This is a genomic window from Cysteiniphilum litorale, assembly GCF_003428165.1.
Taxonomy (GTDB): Bacteria; Pseudomonadota; Gammaproteobacteria; order Francisellales; family Francisellaceae; genus Caedibacter; species Caedibacter litoralis.
Genome location: NZ_QLIQ01000020.1, coordinates 49,221 through 58,547 on the forward strand (window position 1 = coordinate 49,221; position 9,327 = coordinate 58,547).

At 39.2% G+C, this 9,327-nt stretch carries 10 protein-coding genes and 1 rRNA gene; 5 read left to right on the forward strand and 6 right to left on the reverse strand.

The genetic code is table 11. The features are described 5' to 3' along the window. Positions 1-69 precede the first annotated feature (69 nt). A complete protein-coding gene (locus DNJ75_RS08915) occupies positions 70-825 on the forward strand; it encodes a class I SAM-dependent methyltransferase (RefSeq protein ID WP_117003107.1) in 756 nt (251 codons plus the stop codon). On the opposite strand, the gene DNJ75_RS08920 is transcribed toward DNJ75_RS08915, so the two are convergent. The 3 genes from DNJ75_RS08920 to ssb are packed head-to-tail and all read right to left on the reverse strand — an operon-like array spanning position 826 to position 2,712. After that, positions 826-1,554, reverse strand: coding sequence for an ester cyclase (locus DNJ75_RS08920; RefSeq protein WP_117003108.1), 729 nt, complete (start codon positions 1,552-1,554; stop codon positions 826-828). Positions 1,555-1,570: 16 nt separating this feature from the next. Continuing rightward, a complete protein-coding gene (locus tag DNJ75_RS08925; RefSeq protein ID WP_117003109.1) occupies positions 1,571-2,173 on the reverse strand; it encodes a M15 family metallopeptidase in 603 nt (200 codons plus the stop codon). Positions 2,174-2,190: 17 nt separating this feature from the next. After that, the gene (ssb, locus tag DNJ75_RS08930) at positions 2,191-2,712 is read right to left on the reverse strand and encodes a single-stranded DNA-binding protein (RefSeq protein WP_117003110.1); all 522 of its coding nucleotides are present in this window, start codon (positions 2,710-2,712) and stop codon (positions 2,191-2,193) included. 267 nt (positions 2,713-2,979) lie between these two features. Between ssb and DNJ75_RS08935 the strand changes: the two genes are divergently transcribed. Genes DNJ75_RS08935 through rimI form a run of 4 tightly spaced genes read left to right on the forward strand, consistent with a single transcriptional unit; the run spans position 2,980 to position 6,710 of the window. Continuing rightward, a complete protein-coding gene (locus DNJ75_RS08935) occupies positions 2,980-3,492 on the forward strand; it encodes a RipA family octameric membrane protein (RefSeq protein ID WP_117003111.1) in 513 nt (170 codons plus the stop codon). A 3-nt stretch (positions 3,493-3,495) separates the two neighbouring features. After that, the gene (locus DNJ75_RS08940) at positions 3,496-4,755 is read left to right on the forward strand and encodes an aminotransferase class I/II-fold pyridoxal phosphate-dependent enzyme (protein WP_117003112.1); all 1,260 of its coding nucleotides are present in this window, start codon (positions 3,496-3,498) and stop codon (positions 4,753-4,755) included. 37 nt (positions 4,756-4,792) lie between these two features. Further along, a complete protein-coding gene (locus DNJ75_RS08945; RefSeq protein ID WP_117003113.1) occupies positions 4,793-6,274 on the forward strand; it encodes a RimK family protein in 1,482 nt (493 codons plus the stop codon). Further along, on the forward strand, positions 6,264-6,710 hold the full coding sequence (gene rimI, locus DNJ75_RS08950; RefSeq protein WP_170137211.1) for a ribosomal protein S18-alanine N-acetyltransferase: 447 nt from the start codon (positions 6,264-6,266) through the stop codon (positions 6,708-6,710). The genes DNJ75_RS08945 and rimI overlap by 11 nt, the downstream gene beginning before the upstream one ends. Here the strand turns inward: rimI and DNJ75_RS08955 are convergent. The 3 genes from DNJ75_RS08955 to rrf all read right to left on the reverse strand — a co-directional run. Continuing rightward, positions 6,697-7,608 (reverse strand): Dyp-type peroxidase, encoded by a 912-nt coding sequence (locus tag DNJ75_RS08955; RefSeq protein WP_117003114.1) that lies wholly within the window; start codon positions 7,606-7,608, stop codon positions 6,697-6,699. The genes rimI and DNJ75_RS08955 overlap by 14 nt on opposite strands. Further along, complete coding sequence (glpK, locus tag DNJ75_RS08960) at positions 7,608-9,104, reverse strand: glycerol kinase GlpK (RefSeq protein ID WP_188618912.1); 1,497 nt, start codon at positions 9,102-9,104, stop codon at positions 7,608-7,610. The genes DNJ75_RS08955 and glpK overlap by 1 nt, the downstream gene beginning before the upstream one ends. 136 nt (positions 9,105-9,240) lie before the next feature. Next, positions 9,241-9,327: ribosomal RNA gene (gene rrf, locus DNJ75_RS15885) — 5S ribosomal RNA — on the reverse strand; the annotation flags it as partial.

Below are 9,327 nucleotides of genomic sequence, written 5' to 3' on the forward strand. Positions count from 1 at the left end.
AGGGGTAATACGCTTTAAAAGCCGCTCGTACATTTTTATAATCTAATAAACCACACAAAGAGTAAGACAATGGCAACCATACACACAGCAGAAGAGTACGCTAATATTTATAAAATCTTACAAAAACATGATAATTCCAAGCAAATCATAGACCATATCACCAAAGAAATTTTATCTACTATCAACTGCAATCGCTTTTTAGATATCGGAGCAGGTGAGGGCAAAATTACCAAAAAGATTTCGCCACACTTTAATAACACTCTGGCGATTGAGCCTAATCCTACTTATGCAAGCCTATTAAAGTCAATTAATGACTTAAGCGTGATCAATCAAACTTTTCAAGAAGTCAAATTATCTGAGCAGTATAACTTTATATTATGCTCTCATGTACTTTATCACGTCGATGAAAAGGACTGGGAGGATTTTGCATTAAAGGCGCATACAGCACTCGCACCAGGCGGGGTATTAATGTTTGTCGTGCCATCGAATAAGGGTGAACACTATGAAAAATGCATAAGTTACAACCCACAATATAAGTGCTATAAGCTTCTCAAGGCAATTGCTAATAAGCATAAGATTAACTATAAGCTCGAAATAACTGATGCTTTTTACAATACAACAACCTTGGATGAAATGTATCAAATTTGTCGTTTTTCAATCCTAGAGGACAGCTTCACCTATGAGATGTATCAAGGTCTTCTACAAAAAGGGATTGAGCCATTCAATGTAGATGTTATGGATTATGCTAAGCGTAAATATGTCGGTGATAATCATTACTCACTAATTATTCACCCCGCCTTTATTAGCTTTCATAAACCCTTGTAATTATCGTAATAAACGCGCATAACGGCGCATATTCTGAAACAATCCATGGCTTTTAAACCATGCTTCAATATTCCCTGAAAAATGGCTACGATAAAGCTCCTGAATATTACGAATATGTGTGCGTACTGTGCCAACTGAGCACTGCAATATTCTGGCACTAACAACCGTACTATAGCCTTCAAAATACAAAGCCAGACATTTAATCTGCTGCTTTGTTAGATAAAGCCCTTGCGCGTTAATTAAAACATACAGCTTTGCCAACATCGCATAGCAACGGCTATTTGATTCGTTTAATGCCTCTAATGTTTTCGCCGCTGTTTTATCATCAGTGATCTGCGCAAAAACACCTGCCATATCAGGTGATAACGAATATTCTTTGATTTTATCCTCTTGCCAACGCAACATAATTGAAGCATTAAAAACAAACTTCTTACCTGTGGTTTCTATACCGCAAAACTCACCAATATGCTCACAGTTTTCAGAAAACTGTAATACAGTCGTGTCGGCACAATGCGCTTGCTGCAAGAAATCCAATGATCTCACATCAATCGATTGAAAATAAAAAGAAAGATCCATGGCAATTTCATCACGCCCAAAAGCAATACCATAGTCAGTCAAAGCCAAGCAATCAGGGGTTAGAAACTCACCCAATGCATTATTATCGCGCCCAATCAACAGAGCATCTAGGAATTCTTTTGTTTCATTAACCTTGTTATTACTCTTCGACATCCCTGTTCTCTTTTAATTACACAATATCAAAATCAAACATTTGATTAGCAAATGGCTCGTCAATCAATCTAAAATGCCACCATTCCGTTGCTATTGGCTCAAATCCAGCATTTAGCATCTCTTGACGCAATAACGTTCGGTTAGTAATCGCTTCTTTTGAGACTTCTCTATTATCGGGGTGTGACAAAGGATCCATATAATCAAAGATCGTACCCATATCAAGCGTTTGACCTTGTTGATCAATCAACGTTAAGTCAACGGTGCTACCACTACAATGATTTGATGTTTTATTAAAATAGCCCTGTCCAAATAAGTCTGCTTTGCTTAAGTTAGGATAATACTGACGCTGCATATGATTATCGTGAGTATCTTGAGCCCATTGCCAAAAATCATCAACGGCTTTAGTGGGGCGATAAGCATCCCAAATCAATAGACTTAAATTATGTTTAGCAACACGTTGAACCACCTGCTGCAATGCAGCGTAACAGACCTTTGCCATCAAGCATTTATTCGCATAATAGCCTGCTATGCGTCTACCTACGATATTATCATCATAGCTATATTTAATATCCCAACGCATTGGATCCGATTGGGCTAACTCAATAAACTCACTATGCATAGGACAGCTACCGAATATTAGAAAGGAATATCGTCATCATCAAAGTCATTAAGCTGACTTAAATCTGGCTGCGCTTGAGGCTTGGCTTGCTGTGGCGCCTGATTATATGCACCAGCTGCAGCTTGCGGTTGCGCGGATGGTTGGTTAAATTGCGGTTGCGAATAGCCTTGCTGAGGATTGCCATTATTTTGCCCATCATTGCGCCCGCCCATTAACTGCATTTCAGTAGCAACAATCTCGGTTGTATAGCGCTCTTGACCATTTTGATCTTGCCATTTATTAGTGCGAATACGCCCTTCAATATATAGCAACGATCCTTTTTGCGTATATTGCGCAACCGTCTCAGCTTGCTTACCAAATACAACGACACGATGCCATTCTGTATTTTCAACAAACTGTCCAGTTTGACGATCTTTATAGCCATCATTGGTTGCTAATCGCAAGTTCGCCACCGACATACCACTTGGCATATAGCGCACCTCAGGATCTGCACCCAATCGCCCAAGCAAAATCACCTTATTTACTGTACCCTTAGCCATAAATCACCTTTTTATTCTAAATTATTCTAATTTTTCAGTCTGAAATTCACCGACCTATAGTATCACAATGATCGCAGCGTTAACACGCTTAGCATGTAAGATTATTGACAAACTTAATCAACGCATAGACCTTGATGTCATAAGCTCTTTTAAGAAGCTGACATATCATTTTTTATTACACAATACGCCATTTTGCCATAGTCCATTGCTTGCAAATCTGCTAATCTGAGTGACGTAAAATCGATAACAAATTGGAGTTAATCATTCATGAGTCGTTATGATAACATCAACATGGATAATTTATGGAATGAAGAACAAGATCATTTCAGTAATGAACAATATTATTCGCTGTTGATAGAACAATATAAAATCTACGTTGAGATGGCAGATCGTGCAAGCTTTCGTCGTGTGTCAATCAATCTATTTTTCCTTATTGCCAATATCGCCATCGTTGGCATTATGGCGCTTGGCATTAGTCGATCAAGCACTGAGTTATCACTTGGCTTATTGGTGTTGCCTTTATTAGGCTTATTAGCCATTTGCTATTGCTGGTGGCGTGTTGTACGTTTTTATCGCCATACGGTTAATATCAAAGAACAAGTCATTGGCGCGCTTGAGAAACGGCTACCTTCTAGCCCCATTTTTTCCGCTGAACGCGTTACTGCATTACAAAAAGGCTCTTTCACGCCACTTAAGCGTATCGAAACTTATATGCCGTTTGTATTCTTCTTACTATATATCGGCATCTATATCTATCTTTTGATCGCTTGGGGGAAATAACTAATGACCACCACTTTAATCAACGATGAACTAGCACAACTAAAGTCACGTTACCAATCTTTTGTTAATCAAGGTTTAAAGCTTGATATGACACGTGGCAAGCCATGTGTTGAGCAGCTTAATCTATCCGATGAGTTACTCAACAACTTAAATCATCAAGATGTCGTTGTTGCACCTGATTATCGCAATTACAGCCCACCTGATTTACTTACAGGACTTCCCGCAGTCAAGACACTTTTTGCCGATGTGCTTTGTATTACGCGCGATCAAATCATTGTTGGCGGCAATTCATCGCTTAATTTGATGTATGACACAATTATCAAAGCGCTCATTCATAAACTGCCAAATCAGACAAAAAGCTGGTCTGAACAAGGGAAAATCAAATTCTTATGCCCAACACCAGGCTATGATCGCCACTTCGCCATTTGTGAGTCTTTTGGTATTGAAATGATCAACATCCCTTTAACTGGCAATGGTCCAGATATGGATCAAGTGGAAAAACTCGTTGGTAATGACAGCAGCATCAAAGGCATGTGGTGTGTGCCTAAGTACAGCAACCCAACAGGTGAAAGCTACAGTAACGATACGATCAAACGTCTTGCTGCGATGAAAACAGCTGCAAATGACTTTAGAATCTTCTGGGATAACGCCTACGCCGTGCATCACCTAGACATGGAAGATCAAGTGGAAATTCTTGATATTCTTAGCGAGTGTACCAAAGCTGGTAATGCTGATCGTGTGTTTATGTTTGCCTCCACCTCAAAAATTACTTATGCCGGTGCTGGCATTGCCATCATTGCCGCTAATAAAGGCAACCATGACTGGCTAGTATCGCAACTAAAAGCACAAACCATTGGTCATGATAAAGTTAATCAGCTACGCCATTTAAAACTTCTTCCAAATAAAGATGTTTTTATGCAACACATGGCAAAACATGCAGCTATTTTAAAACCTAAGTTTGATATTGTGAACGAAGTCCTGAGTGCTGAGCTTGGCACGGATGGTCAATTTGCACAGTGGCACGAGCCTAAAGGTGGCTATTTCATTAGTTTTGATAGCCAACCTGGACTTGCTAAGAAAATTGTTAAAATGGCACAAGATGCAGGTGTTAAACTAACTAATGCAGGTGCCACTTATCCTTATGGCAAGGATCCACAAGATTGCAATATTCGTATTGCCCCTTCTCTACCAACAGTCTCTGAGCTTAAAATCGCGACCGAAGTGTTAGCCGTTGTTACCAAAATTGCGACATTAGAACATTAACATTACTTTACTCAACCATCTTTGCTAAGGAAGCACTATGAAGGGTCTTAGAATACTCGTTGATCACCTTGATCTCTGGGCACCTTATTTTCCAACTGACAATCTACAAACCACTCAAGATTACTTAACAACAAAGCATCATCACAGTGCCTATTTGATTAATTTATCAGACGATACAAGTTACCTTGGTCAAGGTTATTATGCATCCCTACTTGCTGAGGCTAATGGCGATAAAGTCATACCAAGCGTTAGCACATTAAACAATCTTCAGCATCTTGGTGATTTATCATTTAGTCTTCTCAATATCCGACTGAATTCACAAGCTATTGATGTTTTAGAAGAGCTTAATCAAGACAACACAGTACATATCAAACTTTACTTTGGCACATCTGCTTACCCAGGGTTTGGTAAACTTGCGCGTAAAATTTTTGATATTTACAATGCTCCTCTCCTACAGATCGGTTTTATTAAAACTGCCAATATTTGGCAAATTCATAGTCTTACAACCATTTCCCTGCAAAGCTTAAATGATGCAGAGGAAACTTTTTTTGCAAATGCGCTGAGTGATTTTAGCACCAAAGTCTGGCGTAAGCCGCGCTCACAAAAGCAATATCGCTATGAAATGGCAATACTCGTTGATCCAGACGAAGCACTGCCACCAAGTAATAATCAAGCGATTAAAAAATTTATTAAAGCAGGACGCGCACTAGGTGTTGATGTAGATCTCATTACCAAAGAAGATTATGCGCGCCTACCTGAATACGATGGCTTATTTATTCGCACTAACACCCAAATCAACCACTATAGTTATGCATTTGCTAAAAAGGCAGAGGAAAACAATCTTGTTGTCATGGATAGTACCCAAACAATTATGCGCTGTACTAACAAAGTATACTTGCACAATTTGATGGAAAAAAACCATATTACCATGCCTGAATCTTATTTTGTTTTCCGCCGCAATACCCCTCCAAACTGTGATGAATTAATTGAAAAATTAGGCTTGCCTATTGTGTTAAAAGTACCTGATGGTTCATTTTCAAAGGGTGTTAAAAAAGCCAAGACCAAAGAGGATCTCATTAGCGAACTAAATAATCTTTTATCTCAATCCTCGATTATTATTGCGCAAAAATATCATTACACAGATTACGACTGGCGTATTGGTGTTTTGAATAATAAACCACTGTATGCATGCAAATACTACATGGCACCAAACCATTGGCAGATTGTAAATCACGGCAAAAAGAATGTGACTGCAGGACCTGCTGAAGCATTTGGCATTCATCAAGTACCCAAAGATGTCATTAAAATAGCACTTAAGGCGTGCCGCTTGATTGGTCACGATCTTTATGGTGTTGATATCAAGATGATTGATGATAAACCTGCCATTATTGAAATTAATGACAACCCATCCATTGATCATCCATGGGAGGATGCTTATTTAAGTGATGAGCTTTATAGCAGAATCATGCTTGAATTTGTTAATCGTATGGAACATAAGCGAGTTCACTATGACGATTAACATTCGTCTGGCGCAAACCAAAGATGTCCCTGCACTTATTGAGATTGAAAATGCTCTTTTTAATGGCGACAAACTAAGCAAAGCTCAATTTTATTACCATATTCGTTCATTAAAGAATGAACTTTTTGTTGCTTATGAGCATCACGAAATCACTGGATATATATTACTATTTATACACCGGCATAGCGCACGCATCTACTCACTTGCTGTTTCGCCAAATCATCAAGGCAAAGGCATAGCCTGCGAGCTCATGATGCATACAATACATCACTTGGGCGCCAACATTAGAAATGTTTTTCTTGAAGTTAACACCAATAATTTAAAAGCTATTCATCTGTATCAGAAGCTAGGTTTTGGCGTTAGTAAAACCATACATAATTATTATGACAATGGTGATAGTGCTTATAGAATGAAGAAAGCGCTTACTCAAACTTAGGCAGAACCAACTTACCTTTAACAAAGGGTGGGCACCATAAAAACTGAGTTGATACTATTTTTGAGAACTTGAATAAGCCATCGACAATACCATCTTCTTCACCTGTCATACGTAAGAACTGCGCTTCAAAAGGATAAAAGCTTGTAGCAAAACACGAGAACATTAATCCGCCTTCAAGCCTATCATTAATCCATGGCATCGATCGGCGCCACATAAATGCTTCAGGTTCAAAGCTCTCTTGTGCCGTGCGTTTAACATGGGCAAACGGCTTGTTATCTTCAAACTCACGGTTATCATCCAAGCTTCGCCCAATAATCTCTTCCTTAGCTTGCTGACTTGCTTTATCAAGCCACGCAAAGTCATGCTGCCATTTTTGAATAGTCCAAAAACTAGAACCATCCAAATATTTATCATCACTCACAATAATCGCGGTATTAAATTGCTCATCACCTTTAGGGTTCTCGGTACCATCTTCAAAACCAGATAAATCATGATCAACCATTTTGCCGTCTTCTACATAGGTTAAATAAGTGCAAGCACGTGAGATATCTGTGCATTTAAAAGCATCACTTGCAATAGCAATCATTTGACGCGCCTTATGCATTAACATACCTTGATCATTATCTCTTAACCAAAGCACTAAGTCGCAATGTGTTTTAGGCGCAAGCTTTTGCTGCTTTATTGTTGGTGTATATGCTTTGAAATCACTTTTTAGCTCCGCTTTGTGCATAAGCGCTTCACCCAAGCCAATCACAGTAGATTGACCATCAATCAGCTGACGTAAGGTTTGCATCACTTCATTTAATTTGCTTTTATTTTCCAATACAAAAAATAAATAAATTGCCGATGACGGTAAGTTTTCTAAAATACCTTGCTGATATTTTGGGATCTTGGTCATTACTCTTCACTCCATCCTTTTGCTCTTGTCACGGCTTTATGCCAATAGTTAGTATATTGTGTGCGTAGTTCGTTATTCAGTGAGCTTGTAAACTCTTTTTCAACAGACCATAACGATTTTAACTCATTAACATCCGACCAATAACCAACAGCAAGACCTGCTAAATAAGCAGCGCCTAATGCAGTTGTTTCAAGAACTTGTGGGCGAATAACCTTGGCGTTAAGCATATCCGCTTGAAATTGCATTAGGAAATTATTTGCCACAGCGCCTCCATCAACACGCATTTCAGTTAATGGAATATCGGTATCTGATATTTGTGAATTAACAATATCCACTACCTGATAAGCTATGCTCTCTAATGCAGCACGCGCAATATGCGCTTTAGAGCTGCCACGCGTTAAACCAAATATCGAACCACGTGCTGATTGATCCCAATGCGGCGCACCCAATCCTGCCATTGCAGGTACTAAATAAACACCACCATTATCAGCAACGGACAATGCAAGCCTTTCACTATCAGCGGCATTTTGCAAAATACCTAACTCATCTCTTAGCCACTGAATAACCGCACCACCCATAAAGACACTTCCCTCTAGTGCATAGGTTGTTTTGCCATTAAGCTGCCAAGCAATTGTTGTTAATAAGTTATTATTTGAAACTGCTGGGATATCTCCTGTATTCATCATCATAAAGCACCCCGTACCATAGGTAGTCTTTAACATCCCTGGTTCCGTACACATTTGACCAAATAGTGCTGCTTGTTGGTCTCCTGCCACACCCGCTATTGGAATTTTTGTTGCAAAAAGGGTCGTTGCTGTTTGTGAATACACCTCACTTGAGGATTTCACTTCAGGCATCATTTCCTTAGGAATATCAAACAGCTTTAATAAATCGTCATCCCATTGATTGCTATGAATATTATAAAGCATCGTGCGACTTGCATTACTTGCATCTGTTGCATGTAGACGTAAGTTAGTAAACTTAGCCATAAGCCAAGTATCCACCGTACCAAAGCATAATTTACCCTGTCTGGCTTTTTCACGCGCACCATCAACATGATCAAGAATCCACTTGATCTTAGAGGCGCTGAAATAGGCATCAATCACAAGGCCTGTCTTTTCTTGGATCATTTTGGCATGACCTTCAGCTTTTAATTTATTACAGAAATCTGCTGTGCGTCTGTCCTGCCATACAATTGCATTATAAATTGGTTTGCCCGTGTCACGCTCCCAAACAACCGTTGTTTCACGCTGATTGGTAATGCCAATAGCGGCAATATTCTTACCGTTAATACCCGCTTTAGTAATAGCAGTAGCAGCAACTGCAGCCTGTGTACTCCAAATTTCCTTAGGATCATGCTCAACCCAGCTAGGTTTTGGGTAAATTTGCCTGAACTCTTGTTGTGCCATTTCAACCACTTGACCTTTTTGGTTAAAAATAATCGCACGTGAACTCGTTGTACCTTGATCGAGTGTTAGAATATATTGCGACATCAATACGTCTCCTTATCATTAGCTCCGCCGATATCATATACGCTATAGCCGCTACGATACAAATATAAACGAGGTATTTTTGAAAAAGTTCTATGCCACAAAGCAAAAAGGCACCGATAGGTGCCTTTCTAAATAAAAAACCTGATGATGTTCTACTTTCACATGGCGAATGCCACACTATCATCGACGCTAACTGTTTTCACTTCTGAGTTCGGAATGGAATCAG

Bases quoted from the DNA above. Each gene is read 5' to 3' on its own strand.
- rimI (WP_170137211.1), top strand. From the start codon at position 6,264: ATGACGATTAACATTCGTCTGGCGCAAACCAAAGATGTCCCTGCACTT.
- DNJ75_RS08915 (WP_117003107.1), top strand. From the start codon at position 70: ATGGCAACCATACACACAGCAGAAGAGTACGCTAATATTTATAAAATC.
- DNJ75_RS08925 (WP_117003109.1), bottom strand. From the start codon at position 2,173: ATGCATAGTGAGTTTATTGAGTTAGCCCAATCGGATCCAATGCGTTGG.
- DNJ75_RS08940 (WP_117003112.1), top strand. From the start codon at position 3,496: ATGACCACCACTTTAATCAACGATGAACTAGCACAACTAAAGTCACGT.
- DNJ75_RS08935 (WP_117003111.1), top strand. From the start codon at position 2,980: ATGAGTCGTTATGATAACATCAACATGGATAATTTATGGAATGAAGAA.
- DNJ75_RS08955 (WP_117003114.1), bottom strand. From the start codon at position 7,608: ATGACCAAGATCCCAAAATATCAGCAAGGTATTTTAGAAAACTTACCG.
- DNJ75_RS08920 (WP_117003108.1), bottom strand. From the start codon at position 1,554: ATGTCGAAGAGTAATAACAAGGTTAATGAAACAAAAGAATTCCTAGAT.
- DNJ75_RS08945 (WP_117003113.1), top strand. From the start codon at position 4,793: ATGAAGGGTCTTAGAATACTCGTTGATCACCTTGATCTCTGGGCACCT.
- ssb (WP_117003110.1), bottom strand. From the start codon at position 2,712: ATGGCTAAGGGTACAGTAAATAAGGTGATTTTGCTTGGGCGATTGGGT.